Below are 17060 nucleotides of genomic sequence, written 5' to 3'. Positions count from 1 at the left end.
TCCTTTTGTATGGTAATGGTATACTGTAGTTCTATTATCTAACATCTGAAATCTGAAATCCAGCATCTGATGTCTACTATCATTTATTTCATATCCGGCATGTAAATTCCGCCCTGGCTCACGATCATGTCTCCTGGTTGGAGTCCTGAGGTAATTTTCACCGTGTTGTCAGTCGCTTTTCCAGTGGTCACAAAACGTTTTGAAAATTGATTTCCCCTGGTTTTTATCCATAGATACTGACGGCTGCCCTGTTGAAGTAGTGCTGAAGCAGGGATTATGATCGCTTTCCCGGAACCTGTTGAATAAATAACTGAAGCAAACATGCCCGGTTTTAATTTTTTATCAGGATTGTTACATTCTATAAGTACTTTAATACTTCGTGTAGCTTCATCCATTATACCACTGACATGATACACTTTACCGGTAATTTTTAAATCAGGATAGGGATTTACCTGTATTGAAACAGAATCTCCGGCATTGATAAAACGAATGTCTTTTTCTTTCACATCTCCGGTAATCCAGACTTTGGAAAGTTCTGCAATAATCACTACAGGAGAAGCATCATCTTTTAAATACTGTCCGTTCACCACAGTATTGGAAATAATTTCTCCACTGATTGGAGCTTTTATCAAGAGCCTGCCACCTGATCCTTTACTGTTATATACCTGTAAAGCTGATGAAATACTGGATAATGCATATTTTCTGTTTTTGTACTCTGTTTCTGCTTCTTCCAGTTCCTTTTGTATGCCTACACCATACTTTATCAGGTCTTTCTGGCGATGATAGTTTTTTTCAGCAAGTTGAAGATCATTGGATGCATCGGAATAGTCTTTCTTTATGGAAAAGTAATCTGGAGAAGCCATCTCAAATAGGGGGCTTCCTGCTTTGACAGGCTGCCCGATATAAACAAAAGAACGGATCACTCTTCCGGAAAAAGGACTGGCTATCTCCGCATAATGGGTTGGAATAGTTTCTACCGTTCCTACAGAAGTTATGCTGTTGGTATATTCTTTTTCCATCACGGTTTCTGTAGTTATTTTTTGTAAAACCGGATGGTTGGCGGGAATAATGACCTGGCCGTTCCGGATAGTCATATTGTTATTGTTGGAAATTTCTGCTTTTTTCTTCTGGCAGGAAATGATAAGAAACAAAAGAAGATATAGTGTTATTCTTTTCATAGAAGCTATATTTATTGGGATTGATTGGATTTTTTGATAGAGCATATTTTAATTATTTAACTAATGAAAATCAGTTAGCAGGATGATTATGGATAAGAAGAATTGATTGCCTTTTAATAAATAGTATGATTCGTGCTATTAAAAACAACTAAAAGAAACCATGATTCAGGTTGGGATAAAATGAATTTTCTTTATTCGTAATGAAAGGAGTCCTTCAACAGAATACATTTCAAAACTGACAATAAGGTTGTCTATGTTTATGGGATCATCACAGGTGAGAAATTTCGGAAGATCATCTTTAGTGGTTTTGTTGTCAGATAAGTAGATCAGGGCAGCAAAAATGAGGGCCGTCCATAAGTGGATAGCGAATTCTAATGTATTCATAACTTTTTGTTGTTTCAGCCTTTTTCAGGCATACGGAAAGTTATGCTTGAGAAAGTGTTAAGGTTTTTTGTAACTGTAAGGATCAGGATCCATAGGTTGTTTTTATTTTGATGCAAAAGTAAAAAGAGAATATCGTTGAAGCTCTTAGAGATGCTTTAGAATCCTATTAGAATCCCATTAGAGAAAATAAAAAAGGGATAAATAGAGAGTGAACTGATGCTTCTGGGCGTCAATTTTTATGCTTTATGAAAAAAAGGAATACTAAAATACTACAATCTATCAAATAGCAGTCAGTTTAGAATCTGGTATCCAGTATCCAGTATCTAACATCTACTTCCATACAAGTTGAAACGTCGTAGTGTTTTCTTCAGCCGACACTGCAATCAGAGCATGATGAAGTGTAATGATTTTGTCTGTAAGATGAAGACCTATCCCATATCCTTTCTGATTGAGAGAAGTTTCCGATCGGTAAAAAGGTTTAAAGATATGCTGGAGATCTTCCTGTGCAATAGGAATTCCCTTATTAGTAAATTCTATTGATACATGACCTGAAATTAAATACACACGGATGGTACAGGTCTGATCTGATGAATATTTACAGGCATTATCGATCAGATTATTGAAGGCCACCATCAACAGATACGAATTTCCGGTGCGGATGAGGTGCTGTTCTTCAATCTCATCATCAATCGTTAAAGATATTTTATAATGTAGGTTTTCTTTTCGCACTTTAGCGTAAGAATCCAACAGAACTTCATCAATCCTGATTTCGGAAAAACTGATTTCAGCAGGATCATAACTTGCTTTAGCCAGATCCATCAGGCTGGAAGATAATTTGCTCATGTTCTGGGCATCCTCTAATGTATGTTGAATAACTTTCTGATACTCTTCTGCCGTGTATTCTTTTTGAAGTGCTAGTTCCAATTCGGTGGTCATAGAAGCAAGCGGAGTATTAAGCTCATGGGAAATATTGGAAACAAAATGTTTTTGAGCATTAAAAGAATTGTCTAATCTTTCCAGCATCTGGTTGAAGCTTTCTTCGAGGGCATAAAATTCACCCTTTGTTTCTGAATAGTCTAAACGCAGCTGCAGTTTTCCGGCGGTAATTTTTTTAATCTGGTCAACCATTTCAACAGCGGGGTTCAGTGCTTTTTTCGAAAGAAAAAGTCCGGCACAATAAATGAGTACCAGGATGGTAATAAATGAAATAATACTGATCATTAATAAATGTTTGACGGAATTATATCCATATTGGTCATATGCAGCAGCAGTTATGGCATACTGTTTTCCATCATGGGAATATACCATGCCTATGACCTGCAGATCGTCCAGAAAAAAAGAAATCTGTTTATTTTTGAAAATTCTGGAAAGCATGTTTTTATCCTCCTTTACAAAATCTACCCTGGCATCATCGTGATAGATCAAATTGAATCCGGAATCATATACAGCCACCTGAACCTCATTTAAGGTTTGGGTGTTATTTTTATACAGCTTGTGCATTTCACTTTCAGTGAGTTCCCCCTGGAAAAATAGATTTGCTTTCGCTACAGCTTCACTTTTAAGTTCCGCATAAAACGACACTTCACGTGCTTCCTTTGAAGAATAATACACCACAATGCCGTAAAAAATCATCAGCATTGCAGTCACTAAAGTAAACAATAAGGTAAGTCGGGTTCTAACTTTCATGTGATCACGAGGTTTTTACTAAAAATGATCTTCGTATCCTTTTTTCAAGATAAACCCCATTCCTGCTTTCGTATGAATCAATTTGATATCAAAATCTTTGTCTATTTTTTTTCTGATGTAATTAATGTACACATCAATGAAATTCGTTCCCGTATCAAAATGGGTTTCCCATACTTTTTCTGCAATTTCAAATCGTGAAAGTACCCGTTCAGGATTTTCAAGCAGGAATTTCATCAGGTTGAATTCTTTTGGAGTCAATTTGATCGGGGTTCCGCTTCTGCGTACCGTTTTCAGCCTCAGGTCCATTTCAATGCCTTCATACTGTAACAGAGATGTGGTATTTTGGCTCTGTTGGGAAGATCTTTTTAATGCAACTTTAATTCTGGCAATAAGTTCACGCATTTCAAAAGGTTTGGTAAGATAATCATCAGCTCCGGAATCAAACCCTTCCAGTTTGTGGTCTGTTGTTCCCAATGCGGTCAGCATAATAATTGGGATATCAGGTTTTAATGCTTTAAGTTCACGGCAAAAATCAAGTCCGTTTTTAAAAGGAAGAATAATATCGGTGATGATAAGATCATAGTGTTGCAGCGCGGCCAGTTCTAAGGCTTTTTCCCCGTCGTAGGCAAAATTTACGTCAAGATCATGCTCCATCAGCCCTCTTGCAATAAGCTGTGAAAGTCTTTTGTCATCTTCAACTAATAATATACGAGGCATAGAAAATCATATTATATTGCGGTTGTATGCAAAGTTAGCTAAGTATTTTCATATACCCGTAATGAATTCTATTTTGTAAATTTGGCCACAAAGATCATTATGAATCCTATGATAAAGTTAAAAACAGTTGTTCCGGATTTCAAGACAGCAGTTATCCGTTCAGTTGTATTTGTTTTTCTTGCCATGCTTCAGTGCTGTGCTTCTTCAGCAGCTGAAGAATCAGTAGAAAACGGCGACCTTCTGTTTGTCACGGCAAAAGAAACCGGACTGTCGGGAGCCATCAATAATGTCACCCAAAAACAGAAAACAGCTTCTTTTGACCATATTGGAATCGTGGAAAAGGTGAAACATCAGTCTTTTGTACTTCATGCCGCTCCCAAAGGCGGTTCCCAGAAGCAGCCTTTAGCTGATTTTATGAAAGATCAGGCAGCAGATGGACAGAGAGTCGTAGTATATCGTTTAAAACCCCAATACCGGAATACGATTCCTTCTGCCATACAAAAGGCTGAATCTATGGTAGGGAAGCCCTATAATTTTAATTATATCCTGAATGAAAATTCCTATTATTGCTCAGATTTTATAGAAAGAGCTTTTAGAAAAGATCATATTTTTAAGCTGGAACCGATGTCCTTCAAAGATCCTAAAACCGGTACTACCAATGTATTTTGGGAAGAATTTTACAGAAAAAAGAATCTGAAAGTTCCTGAAGGAGAGCCAGGATGTAACCCCAATGGATTGGCGGGGTCGGATAAATTAGAAAGAATCAGAGAATTGTAAAATAATGAAGGAGTGAATAACTTCTCTTTTTTTATGTTAAAAGTAAAAAATAATAGTCCACTAATTTGGTAGACTAATATTTTTTTATACTTTTGTGAAAGATTTAAGGCCAATAGGTCTGAAGAATGTCTAACCAAAAAAAATGTTGAGTTATGATTACACCTAATACAAACCTGCAGATATTGCAAAGCAAAATACATCTGCCTAAAAAAGAATTAATAGTAGAAATTGAATTGAATGGCAAAATGAAATTTGAACATTTAATGAATACGATCTACAATCAGTTCGGGATTTGTCACAGGGTGTTATCTGCCAATGTAGAATACATGAACGGGAATAGTTTTGGTTCCGTCCAGTTATATATCAATGTCAGTTCAGAAGATTATCAGCAGCTTGAGATCTATCTGAATAAAAATAAACTTTTGAATACTTCTGTAGAGTATCTGTGCAGAAAATATTCTTAAGCCAGTCCATATAGTTTTAATTACGAAAGTGTCCATATATTGGGCACTTTTTTTATTTTACGAAAGAAGTAAAAAAAATACTATTTTTATAACATACATAAAACATATACTTATGATTGCGATTATTGTTGTAATAGCTTTAGTGATACTATTTCTTCTTTATGGAGTTTCCATTTATAACCGTTTGGTAAAACTGAGAAATCTGGTTCAGGAAGCCTGGAGCAGTATTGATGTGATGCTTAAGAAACGTCATGATCTGATTCCGAATCTGGTAGAAACCGTAAAAGGCTATGCCACTCATGAGCGTGAAACACTGGAAAGCGTTACCAGAGCAAGAACACAGGCAGTAGGTGCTGGTTCTGTTGAAGCTAAAGAAGCTGCAGAAAAGAATCTTAACCAAGCCATGATGAACTTATTTGCCGTAGCAGAACAGTATCCTGATCTGAAAGCGAATGCCAATTTCCAGCAGCTGCAGGCAGAACTGACTTCCATAGAAAATGATATCGAAAAATCAAGAAGATACTACAATGGAACGGTAAGAGAAAACAATACACTGGTAGAGTCTTTTCCAAGTAATATCATTGCCGGTATGTATAAATTTGAAAAATCTCCATTCTTTGAGCTTGATAATATTGCCGAAAGAGAAGTTCCATCTGTGAAATTTTAACCTATGAAAAAGGGAATACTGCTTTTTTATCTGCTGTTTTTTACAGTCGGCTTTGCGCAGAATGAACTTCAACGAATTGATCAGACAACGATCGTGGATGGTCCGGAAAAAATTCTCTCTTTCCATTCTAATATCGATGTTGACAAAAATTCAAGTCTTACCATTACTGAAAATATTAAAGTTCACAGCTTAGGAAATAATATTAAAAGGGGAATTTACCGGGCATTACCGCTGTCCAGAAACTTAAATAATAAGACTCAAAAAGTAAAATACGACATCATCTCCATTAAAAAAGATGGAGCGGAAGAAGATTATCATGAGGAAATAGAAGATGGTTTTCTGAAAATATATGTAGGAAATAAAGATGTGATTTTAAGTCCTGGCGATTATACCTATGAAATACAATATAAAACAAAAGATCAGATCGGTTTCTTTGATAAGTATGATGAATTATACTGGAACGTTAATGGAACTTATTGGGATTTTGATATTGATACCATTTCTGCAAAAATCAACCTTCCGGAAGGAGCGGGAATTATTCAGAATTCCTGTTATACGGGAGCGTATGGAAGCAACTCCCAAAATTGTACAGCAACTGTTCTGTCTGATCATTCCATTGAATGGAGTGCTTCCCATCTCAAGGCTAATGAAGGACTTACCATAGCTGTAGGCTTTAAAAAGGGAATTATGGTTCCCCCGCCGCCGCCAACCTTTATTGAGAAATACGGAATTTTAATAGGAGGGATTATATTATTCCTTGCCCTGATATCTTATTATTACAATACCTGGAGAAAATATGGTGTGGATCCCGAAGCTCCGGTTGTGTATCCGCAGTTCAATGTTCCGGAAAACCTTTCACCGGCTTCTTTAGGGTATCTGAAAACAGAAGATTTTAAAAATAAATACCTGACTGCAGCTTTAGTGAACCTTGCTGTAAAAGGCTATGTTAAAATCATTGAAGGGGAAGATTCCGGGATTTTAGGAATCTTTAAATCCAAAGTATTTACCATTCAAAAGCTAAAAGATCCGGATACCTTACTCGCAAAAGAAGAAATCAACCTGATGAATACACTTTTTGTGGGAAACAGCGATACTGTAGAATTTGATGGCAAATACGATCCGCAAATCGAAAGGGTAGTCACTAACTTTAAAGAGACTTTAAAATTCCAGCATGACGGATTGCTGAACGAAGGAAATAATACTAAAAAATTGTATCTGCCGGCATTTCTCATTACCATAGTATATGCGCTGGGATTATTCCTGAGTTATACCATGTTTCCTGAAGCGGAGAAAATCATTATAGGAGTTTTTCTGTATGGGTTTTTCTTCATTGTTTTCATTGTTGCGGCTTTCTTGTTTAAATCTTTTCCGGGATTGTTTAAGTTTTTCTTAGTCGTTCCTGCTATTATTTTCCTGTTCTTAGGCAAGCTTATTTTTAGCCATCATGAACTGACTATAGACAATAATTTTACGATCTGCTATATATTTATTATGCTGGGCTTTACCTCGCTTATTATTTATCAATACCTGATTAAAAGACCTTCCGAAGAAAAATTAAGAAAGCAGTCCCTGATTGACGGATTCAAAATGTACATGGGAGCCGCTGAAAACGAACAGCTTAAATTCCATAATCCTCCTCAAATGACTCCTCAGGTTTTTGAACAGTTACTGCCTTTCGCCATGGTGTTGGGAGTAGATGAGATCTGGGGGAAAAAGTTTGATGAAATGCTTAAAAAAATGGCCACCGGATACACCAATAACTGGTATGTGGGACAGAGTATGGGTTATTATGCCTTTGGCAATTCACTGAATTCAAGTCTTACCCAATCCATAAAATCTGCGGCTACACAGCCTTCAAGTTCCGGAAGCGGATCCGGCGGTGGCGGATTCTCCGGTGGCGGCGGTGGCGGTGGCGGTGGTGGCGGCTGGTAGCAGATTATCATTCGTTTTCAATTGTTTCTCCTAAATAACTAAATAGAAATCCCCGAAAAGTAAACCTTTCGGGGATTTTTATGTGATACTTCTCTCTTGGAGATTGTTTTCTTAAATTCTTTCGATATCAGCACCAATCGCTTTCAATCTTCCGTCGATATTTTCATATCCTCTGTCGATCTGTTCGATGTTGTGGATAATCGATTTTCCTTCAGCGGATAAAGCGGCGATCAGAAGGGCATTTCCAGCTCTGATATCCGGAGAAACCATTGTAGTTCCCCTTAGTGGGTTTTCCTGGTTTAATCCGATTACTGTAGCTCTGTGCGGATCACATAAAATGATCTGCGCTCCCATATCGATTAATTTATCTACAAAGAATAACCTGGATTCAAACATCTTCTGGTGTACCAAAAGACTTCCTTTAGCCTGAGTAGCCACTACCAGAATGATCGATAATAAATCCGGAGTGAATCCCGGCCATGGAGCATCCGAAATCGTAAGGATCGATCCGTCAATAAATTTTTGAATCGTATAATTTTCCTGAGCCGGAATAAAGATATCATCATTACTCTGCTCAAGTTCTATTCCTAATTTTCTGAAAGTGTTTGGAATCACACCAAGTTGGTTCCAGTTAACATTTTTTATAGTAAGTTCAGACTTTGTCATAGCAGCAAGACCGATCCAAGAACCAATTTCTACCATATCTGGAAGCATAGTGTGTTCTGTCCCGTGTAAATGAGCTACTCCCTCGATCGTTACTAAATTAGATCCGATTCCTGAAATATTAGCACCCATTCTGTTCAGCATTTTACAAAGCTGCTGCAGATAAGGTTCGCAGGCTGCGTTGTAAATTCTTGTTTTGCCTTTTGCTAAAGCGGCGGCCATTACAATATTAGCAGTACCTGTTACAGAAGCTTCTTCTAATAAAATGAATTTACCGTTAAGCTCCTTAGCTTTTAATGAATAGAAATATTCTTCCTCATCATAATGAAACTCAGCACCTAATTCTACAAGCCCTTGAAAGTGAGTGTCTAATCTTCTTCTTCCGATTTTGTCACCTCCGGGAGTCGGCATATACGCTTCACCATATCTTGCAAGCATAGGGCCCATAAGCATAATAGACCCGCGTAATCTGGCACCGTCTTTTTTGAACTCGTTGGATTTGATGTAATCAAAATTTACTTGATCTGCCTTGAAAGTATAATCTCCCTGGCCATTTTTTGTTACTTTTACTCCAAAGTCTCCGAGGATTTCAATCAGTCTGTTTACATCATGAATATCAGGAATATTTTTAATTCTAACCTCTTCATCTGTTAATAAAACTGCACATAAAATTTGTAAAGCTTCATTTTTTGCCCCTTGTGGAGTTATTTCGCCATGCAGCCTTTTCCCTCCTCGTATTTGAAATGTACCACTCATTTACTTTCTGTTTTTATGGTTGTTGTTGCTATTGTTATTGTTGTGCCTTCTTTTGTTAGGTTGATTTCTGTTATTGCCGAGGTTACCTGTGTTCCGGTTGTTGTTATTATTGCTGTTGCTTCGGTTGTTGGTCGTGTAATAAATCTTGCTCTTTTCCAGAGATTCTATTCCCGTCAGATCCAGTCTGTTTTCCGATAATTCTTTTAAATGACGGAAAATGACATCATCGGTAACATGTTCCTTATTATATACATTATAGGATTTCTTCATATTGTTGGCAATCACTTCGATTAAGGCTTCCTTTTCGTCGCCCGGTTCCAGTTCGATCGCTTTTTCTATTAATTGAAGAATACTTTTTCCGTAAAATTTAAATTCACCTTGAAGTTTAGGGTATTCCATTGTTTTAGGTTTCTCTGCCAGCTGTTCTCTGGTAGGGAAAGGATATGGAGAATCTACATCCAGATCATAACTCGCTAAAATAAATAGATGATCCCAAAGTTTATGTTTATAATTATCTTCGTCACGAAGTTGTGGGTTTCTTTGACCCATAAAATCGATGATTGCCATTGCCATTTCGCTTCTCTCATTCCTGTCAGAAAGCTCTTTGCAGCGCTCAACCAACTGTTGAATGATTCTGCCGTATTCCGGCATATGAAGCTGTGTTTTTTGGGTATTGTATTCCATAGTGTGCAAATATATGGAATATAAGAAAAATTGTTCAGAAAATATTAAAAGTTTATGATTTTTTAATGAAAGTTTATATTCCCGTTCTTAAATTATTATTGTTAAAAAATGAAATTATTTCACTTGATTTAGAATTCAATTCAATAAAATTGTATTTTAGTTAATAGATTAACAATTAAAACAATTGTATGAAAAAAACACATTTCTTTCTTTCAGTGCTGGCTTTGGGGCTTTTTAGCTCCTGTCAGAACAATGATGAAATCAGTAATGCCAATCCTAGTCAGGCAGAAGTGCACGACAAAACAGTACAGGTCACCAATCATGATGGCAGGCCTTTTAGTACAGGCAACGGTTCGGCCTACAGTAAATTTGTATCCGGACCGGGCGGTGGAGTATTAATGCAAGGCTTTTACTGGGATGTCCCCGATGGTGGAAACTGGTGGAATACCGTGACGGATAAATTATCAGCATGGTCAACTGCCGGAATCAGTGCAGTCTGGTTACCTCCTGCTTCCAAAGCTCAGAACGGCGCCTATTCAATGGGATATGATCCTACCGATTATTTCGATTTTGGAAATTTTAATCAGAATGGAAGCGTAGAAACCCGTTTCGGATCAAGAGCCGAACTGGAAGCTTTAATTACCAAAGCCCACACGGAAAACATGCAGGTGTACGCAGATATCGTTATTAATCATAACAGTGGCGGACAATCTGAAGCGAATCCTTATACGGGAACCAACACGTGGACCAATTTTTCGGGAGTTGCCTCAGGAAAGTTCCCAAGAAGCTACAATGACTTTTATAAAAATGCTTATGGAAATAATGATGAAGGAGCCTTCGGTGGTTTTCCCGATCTCTGTCATGCCAATCCTTACGTTCAGGACTGGTTGTGGGGAAGAGATGATTCCGTCGGAAAATATTATAAAAATGTGATGAAATTCGACGGCTGGAGATTTGATTACGTGAAAGGTTTCGGTCCCTGGGTCGTTAATACCTGGAATTTAAATGTTGGTGGTTTTTCTGTCGGTGAATTATGGGATTCTAATGTCAATACCCTGGAATCATGGGCTAATAATGCCAATAGTTCCGTATTTGATTTTGCCGCCTATTATAAAATGGACGAAGCTTTTGATAACGGAAATTTAAATGTATTAAATGACGATATGATGTGGAAAAGAAATCCATACAAAGCCGTTACTTTTGTGGCTAATCATGATACCGATATTATTTACAACAAAATGCCTGCCTATGCCTATATCTTAACACATGAAGGATATCCTACTATTTTTTACAGAGATTATGAAGAATGGCTGAATAAAGATAAACTGAATAATCTGATCTGGATCCATAACAATAAAGCTACAGGAACAACCGCTATTTTGTACACTGATAATGACGAATATGTGGCAAGACGTAACGGCTACAATGGAAATCCAGGTTTGGTTGTGTATATCAACAGCTCTTCAAGCTGGCAGGAAAGATGGGTTGAAACCAACTGGAGCAATCAGCAGATTAAAGATTTCACAGGCAATTCGACCTGGTATCCGACTACGCAAGGTGATAAATGGGTGAAAATCCAATGTCCGCCAAACTCGTATTCTGTCTGGTCTCTGAACCAATAATGATAATTCAACTGCTCCCTATTTGGAGCAGTTTTTTATTTTATTTAACAATGAGATTTGATACGTCTAAATTTTATAGAAGATAAAGTCTTTGTGCATTAGGGATTAACTAAAATTTAGACTTCAATAAATTTCTTTTTCTGATGCTGATCTGGCAGAAAACACTTTTGGTTAGCCAGTTTCATTCTGTTTCTTGAAACTACATCATAAGCTTTATCGCTTAGAAATACCGGCAGTAATTTTCCAATGCCCGAAAGTTTATAAATACCACCCAATAAACTCGCGATTTGTAAGATAGCCCTTGATTTTATCAGATAATATTCTTTTGGCTTCCAAAGATACATGGTATTAAATTCTTTCGTTTCAAGCCCTCTTTCTGATAGAAATTTTTGTCCGAAATCAGACTGCAGGGAAGCAAACATAAAATAGTCTTTTTTGTCTCGCTCCAAAATCCATTGTACCCAGAAATTGCATACGCCGCAATCTCCGTCAAAAAATACAATATATTTATCTTTCCAGTTTTCCTGCATACTATTGATTTTTTAAAAAACCATTTTTCGTTCCGTATCTTCTTTTACTTTTTTGAAATAGGCAACCAGTTCCAGCCGCTGCTGATCAGTTAACTTTGCATCCTGATGTCCTATATAATACGATTCCAGCGGCATTTCTTTTTTCTCAATCATTTCTATACATTCTTCCAGTTTATGTGCCTGCCTTTTGGGTTCATATACTGCAAAGGTAGAGAAATTGAGATGCTTTCTTCCTTCTACTACATGATTTTTAAGAAACCAGGAAGAAGGGGCGATACTCGAATACCATGGATATTTTGTTTCATTGGAATGGCAGTCATAACAGGATGTACTGATGATCTTGGCGATTTCAGGCGGAGTATCTTTAATCCTTAAAAAATCCATTCCCGGAGTTGCCGGTGGATTGGTTTTATCAATCGGGAAAAACTGGATCATAATGAAAGCGACCAAAACAATAACAATTATTTTTTTCATGGTAAAATCTACATTTGCTATCTATAAAAGTAATTAAATTTTATCAGAATACCCATCAGTTTATTATAAAAGTGTTTGCGTTTTCTTTGAATGATTCTAAATATAAACGTTTTTAAAGCCCTTTTATTCTGATTTACATAAAATAGTATTAACTTAATTGCACAGAAGCAACCATGGCGGAAGAGATATTTTTTAAGGATAAGGTATAGTTTTTAACTATCATAAAAATAAAATCAATAGATCGTATTTATTGATTAAGTGTTTGTAAGTTTGTCTTGTTCAAAAATTCAAACTATAATATTCAACATCAAAAATATAAACAATAATGGAAAATGACCCAAATGACATCAGTAAATGCCCTTTTCATAACGGAAGTATGAAGCAGCCTGTTGCAGGTGGCGGTACCCAAAATCAAGACTGGTGGCCGGAGCAGCTTAGAGTAGATATCCTTCGTCAGCATTCCGCGCTGTCGGATCCTATGGATAAAGATTTTGATTATGCTGAAGAATTCAAAAGCCTCGATCTTGAGGCGGTAAAAAGAGACCTTCATGCATTGATGACCGATTCTCAGGATTGGTGGCCGGCGGATTTTGGACATTATGGTCCTTTGTTTATCCGTATGGCCTGGCACAGTGCCGGTACTTATAGAGTAGGCGACGGAAGAGGAGGGGCCGGAGCCGGGCAGCAGCGTTTTGCCCCGTTGAACAGCTGGCCGGACAATGTAAGTCTTGATAAAGCCAGAAGATTATTGTGGCCGATCAAACAAAAATATGGAAGAAAAATTTCCTGGGCTGATCTTCTGATCCTGACCGGAAATATGGCATTAGAATCAATGGGCTTTAAAACATTCGGATATGCCGGAGGGCGTGAAGATGTTTGGGAGCCGGATATGGATGTATATTGGGGTTCCGAAAAAACATGGCTGGGAGGCGACCTTCGGTATGCACATGGTTCAGAAGGGGTGGATAAAAGTGGAGGAGTTCTTCCTACTGATGACAATGCAGATGGAGATATCCATTCCCGTAACCTTGAAAAACCTTTGGCTGCTGTACAAATGGGGCTTATCTATGTGAACCCGGAAGGACCGGACGGAAACCCGGATCCTATTGCAGCTGCTAAAGATATCAGAGATACTTTCGGACGTATGGCAATGAATGATGAAGAGACTGTAGCATTGATTGCAGGAGGACATACTTTCGGAAAAACCCATGGGGCAGGACCTGCTGATCATGTAGGTAAGGAGCCGGAAGCTGCAGGAATTGAGCAGCAAGGTTTGGGATGGAACAGTTCTTATAAATCCGGAAGAGGAACAGATGCGATCTCAAGCGGTTTAGAAGTAACCTGGACTGAAACGCCGACCCAATGGAGCAATTATTTCTTTAAAAATTTATTTGAAAATGATTGGGAACTGACGAAAAGTCCTGCCGGAGCTCATCAATGGGTTGCAATAAATGCTGAAGAAATTATACCTGATGCATTTGATCCATCAAAGAAACACAGACCGACGATGCTTACGACCGATCTTTCTTTAAAATTCGATCCGGAGTATGCTAAAATATCAAGACATTTTTATGAAAATCCGGAGGCTTTTGCCGATGCTTTTTCCCGTGCGTGGTTTAAACTTACCCACAGAGATATGGGACCGAAAGCAAGGTATCTGGGACCCGATGTACCACAGGAAGAACTGATCTGGCAGGATCCTATTCCTCATGTGGATCATGAACTGATCAACACAGCAGATATTGAAGCATTAAAAGCAAAAATACTGAATTCAGGGTTGAGTATTTCACAACTGGTTTCCACAGCCTGGGCCTCAGCTTCAACTTTTAGAGGAAGCGATAAAAGAGGGGGTGCCAATGGAGCGAGAATCCGACTGGCGCCTCAAAAAGATTGGGCAGTGAACAATGTTCCCCAATTACATCAGGTACTTACTATACTTGAAGATATTCAGAGAGAATTCAATGCTTCACAAGGAGGAAATAAAAAAGTATCATTAGCGGATCTGATTGTATTAGCAGGAACAGCAGCGGTGGAAAAAGCGGCGCATGATGCCGGACACCCTCTTTCTGTTTCTTTTGTACCGGGCCGTATGGATGCTTCTCAGGAGCAGACCGATGTAGAATCAATGGGGTACCTTGAACCGGCTGCCGATGGATTCCGTAATTATCTGAAAAGAAAATATACGGTATCTACTGAGTCTTTATTAATAGATAAAGCCCAGCTTCTTACCCTTTCCGCTCCGGAGCTAACAGTGCTAATCGGAGGAATGCGTGCATTGGATGCCAATTTTGACGGTTCAAAACATGGCGTATTTACCCAACGTCCGGGTGTTCTTACCAATGATTTCTTTGTTAATCTGTTAGATATGGGAATACAATGGAAGGGGATTTCTGAAGATAATGAACTGTATTTGGGAACGGATCGTGTAACAGGACAACCCAAATGGACGGCAACCCGTGCAGATTTGGTATTCGGATCCAATTCTGAATTAAGAGCAGTTGCAGAAGTCTATGGCAGTGCCGATGCACAAGGGAAATTTGTAAATGATTTTGGTGCAGCATGGACGAAGGTCATGAACCTGGATCGCTTTGATCTGAAATAAGTATTGATTTTTAATATATGAATAAGGGCAGCAATTGTATTGTTGCCCTTTTTCGTTCAGAGATCCTTGGCAAAGGCCATCTGATTGTTTTAAAAGACCATAAAGCATTCTAATTTCAGATAAATTATAATACGACATCTCCTGTCGCTTTTTAGTCTTTTCTTTACATTAATACTATACATAATAAGGCTTGATGTTAATTATTTTAACAAATTCTTAACAAATATGTGGAAAATCAGTATTTTTGCAGCGCTTAAAAATTAATAACTAACGAATTCAAATAACACGGGAATGAAAAAACTCTATATGAGTGCACTTTCAATGTGTACCGTTCTGGGAGTATCAGCCCAGGAAGTGCTGTGGCAGAAGGATATTAAATCCAATACACAGGATTTCTTAAGCCAGGTTACCACCACTATCGATCAGCAGTACATGATCACCGGAAGTTCCATTGAGGCAGGCAGGGGAAAACAGTCAGCCAACAACACTCAACCATCAACCCATCAAAACAACGGCTACGATTTTCATTTGATTAAACTGAACCAGCAGGGTGACCAGGTCTGGGAGAAATATTTCTCAGGAAATAACCACGATTTTCTATCCTCAACGGTTGCGACTCAGGAAGGAGGATTTCTTCTGGCCGGAACTTCTTATTCCGGAAAAGGTTTAGATAAAAAAGACGAATCCAAAGGAGGTTCTGATATGTGGCTGGTCCGGATCAATGAATTTGGAGATGAACTTTGGCAGAAAACATTGGGAAGTTCTTCCGATGAAGAAGCAAGATCTGTGATTCAAACCACGGATTTAGGATTTTTTGTGGCAGGAAATGTACAAAATTCAGCCAGAGGCTATGGTTCAAAGGATATTTTAATTATCAAACTTGATAAAAATGGAAAAGAACTCTCCCAATTGATTCTGGGAGGAAAAGGTCTTGATGAAGTAGAGAAAATGATTCCGACTAAAGACGGCGGAGCATTACTTGGAGTCTATTCAAGAAGTTCAGCGGTACCCAGTAAAACACCAAATGTACAAAGTACAGAAACTGAAAATACATCCGACACCCGACATTTTACTACTGTACAGAAAAATTCTGAAAACTTTGGCGAAGGAGATTACTGGATCATCAAACTTTCAAAAGATGGGAAGGTAGAATGGGAAAAGAACTACGGAGGCAAAGGAGATGATCATTTGAGAACACTGGCATTAACCTCAAACGGATACATTATCGGTGGAGAATCCAGATCCGAACGATCAGGAAATAAAACTGTGGGTATTGAAGAAGGCACTGATCTATGGCTGATTTCACTCAATGAAAGAGGCGAAGAGATCTGGCAGAAATCCTATAATTTCAAAAACAGAGATGTGCTGATGGGAATGAGTGTACTTCATTCAGCAGACAATACATCTTCAAAAGGAATTCTACTCGGTGGTTACACTCAGGCAGAAGGAAGAATGGAAGCGGATGATGAAAGGTTCTGGATGCTGTATGTGGATCAAAATGGAAATGAGCAGTGGAGAAAATACGTAAAGGGCGAGTCAAATAAACGTGAAGAAAGATTATCCGATCTCAAGCTTAACAGAGACGGTTCCATTGTCATGGCAGGAACCAGCGCCGAAGAACTCGGAAAAGAGAACTGGAAGATTGTAAAGCTTGGCGACAGTCAGATTGACAAGCTTATTGAAAAACAAGAGATCAAGATTTACCCGAATCCGGTAACTGATTATGCCTATGTAGAAACCGGCTTTGAATTTAAAAATGCTGAGATCACCTTGTATGATATGGGCGGAAGACAGCTCCAGACTCTACACACCAAAAACAAAATCACCAAAATCAATACCCAAAACCTGATTCAGGGAGCGTATTTGATGGTGGTGAAGACGGATACAAACAAAACAGCAAATGCGAAACTGATCAAAAAATAAC

At 38.1% G+C, this 17060-nt stretch carries 15 protein-coding genes; 7 read left to right on the top strand and 8 right to left on the bottom strand.

Going from position 1 to position 17060, the window contains the following annotated elements:
- Positions 1 to 83: 83 nt before the first annotated feature.
- From IW15_RS20705 to IW15_RS20690, 4 genes are all read right to left on the bottom strand, one after another.
- Positions 84 to 1178 (bottom strand): efflux RND transporter periplasmic adaptor subunit, encoded by a 1095-nt coding sequence (locus tag IW15_RS20705; RefSeq protein ID WP_034715326.1) that lies wholly within the window; start codon positions 1176 to 1178, stop codon positions 84 to 86.
- A gap of 165 nt (positions 1179 to 1343) precedes the next feature.
- Positions 1344 to 1562, bottom strand: coding sequence for a hypothetical protein (locus tag IW15_RS20700; RefSeq protein ID WP_034715279.1), 219 nt, complete (start codon positions 1560 to 1562; stop codon positions 1344 to 1346).
- A 330-nt stretch (positions 1563 to 1892) separates the two neighbouring features.
- Positions 1893 to 3248: an ATP-binding protein gene (locus IW15_RS20695; protein WP_034715277.1), complete on the bottom strand. Its 1356-nt coding sequence runs from the start codon at positions 3246 to 3248 to the stop codon at positions 1893 to 1895.
- An 18-nt stretch (positions 3249 to 3266) separates the two neighbouring features.
- Positions 3267 to 3965: a response regulator transcription factor gene (locus IW15_RS20690; RefSeq protein WP_034715275.1), complete on the bottom strand. Its 699-nt coding sequence runs from the start codon at positions 3963 to 3965 to the stop codon at positions 3267 to 3269.
- 108 nt (positions 3966 to 4073) lie between these two features.
- On the opposite strand from IW15_RS20690, the gene IW15_RS20685 reads away from it, so the two are divergent.
- From IW15_RS20685 to IW15_RS20670, 4 genes are all read left to right on the top strand, one after another.
- Entirely contained in the window at positions 4074 to 4742 is a 669-nt protein-coding gene (locus IW15_RS20685; RefSeq protein WP_084681519.1) for a YiiX/YebB-like N1pC/P60 family cysteine hydrolase, read from the top strand.
- A gap of 152 nt (positions 4743 to 4894) precedes the next feature.
- Entirely contained in the window at positions 4895 to 5206 is a 312-nt protein-coding gene (locus IW15_RS20680; RefSeq protein ID WP_034715273.1) for an NIL domain-containing protein, read from the top strand.
- A gap of 112 nt (positions 5207 to 5318) precedes the next feature.
- Positions 5319 to 5873: a LemA family protein gene (locus tag IW15_RS20675; protein ID WP_034715271.1), complete on the top strand. Its 555-nt coding sequence runs from the start codon at positions 5319 to 5321 to the stop codon at positions 5871 to 5873.
- A 3-nt stretch (positions 5874 to 5876) separates the two neighbouring features.
- Positions 5877 to 7805: a DUF2207 domain-containing protein gene (locus IW15_RS20670; protein WP_051882254.1), complete on the top strand. Its 1929-nt coding sequence runs from the start codon at positions 5877 to 5879 to the stop codon at positions 7803 to 7805.
- Positions 7806 to 7916: 111 nt separating this feature from the next.
- Here IW15_RS20670 and murA read toward each other — a convergent pair whose 3' ends face one another.
- Together murA and IW15_RS20660 are read right to left on the bottom strand one after the other, a co-directional pair.
- Positions 7917 to 9224 carry a UDP-N-acetylglucosamine 1-carboxyvinyltransferase gene (gene murA / locus IW15_RS20665; RefSeq protein ID WP_034715270.1) on the bottom strand — a complete coding sequence of 436 codons (1308 nt, stop codon included), beginning with the start codon at positions 9222 to 9224 and terminating at the stop codon, positions 7917 to 7919.
- Entirely contained in the window at positions 9225 to 9908 is a 684-nt protein-coding gene (locus tag IW15_RS20660; protein WP_034715269.1) for a DUF4290 domain-containing protein, read from the bottom strand.
- A gap of 188 nt (positions 9909 to 10096) precedes the next feature.
- Between IW15_RS20660 and IW15_RS20655 the strand changes: the two genes are divergently transcribed.
- Positions 10097 to 11530 (top strand): alpha-amylase, encoded by a 1434-nt coding sequence (locus tag IW15_RS20655; RefSeq protein ID WP_034715267.1) that lies wholly within the window; start codon positions 10097 to 10099, stop codon positions 11528 to 11530.
- A gap of 116 nt (positions 11531 to 11646) precedes the next feature.
- On the opposite strand, the gene IW15_RS20650 is transcribed toward IW15_RS20655, so the two are convergent.
- Together IW15_RS20650 and IW15_RS20645 are read right to left on the bottom strand one after the other, a co-directional pair.
- On the bottom strand, positions 11647 to 12060 hold the full coding sequence (locus IW15_RS20650; RefSeq protein WP_034715265.1) for a thiol-disulfide oxidoreductase DCC family protein: 414 nt from the start codon (positions 12058 to 12060) through the stop codon (positions 11647 to 11649).
- A 12-nt stretch (positions 12061 to 12072) separates the two neighbouring features.
- Entirely contained in the window at positions 12073 to 12534 is a 462-nt protein-coding gene (locus IW15_RS20645) for a heme-binding domain-containing protein (protein WP_034715264.1), read from the bottom strand.
- 325 nt (positions 12535 to 12859) lie between these two features.
- Here IW15_RS20645 and katG point away from each other — a divergent pair, with 325 nt between their 5' ends.
- Together katG and IW15_RS20635 are read left to right on the top strand one after the other, a co-directional pair.
- Positions 12860 to 15136, top strand: coding sequence for a catalase/peroxidase HPI (gene katG, locus IW15_RS20640; RefSeq protein WP_034715263.1), 2277 nt, complete (start codon positions 12860 to 12862; stop codon positions 15134 to 15136).
- Between the two features lie 291 nt (positions 15137 to 15427).
- Positions 15428 to 17059: a T9SS type A sorting domain-containing protein gene (locus IW15_RS20635; RefSeq protein WP_034715262.1), complete on the top strand. Its 1632-nt coding sequence runs from the start codon at positions 15428 to 15430 to the stop codon at positions 17057 to 17059.
- The last annotated feature ends 1 nt before the right edge of the window (position 17060 follow it).

The sequence above is a fragment of the Chryseobacterium soli genome (assembly GCF_000737705.1).
GTDB lineage: Bacteria > Bacteroidota > Bacteroidia > Flavobacteriales > Weeksellaceae > Chryseobacterium > Chryseobacterium soli.
The sequence above is the reverse complement of the archived record's forward strand: the minus strand, read 5'-3'. Positions and strand labels throughout refer to the sequence as shown.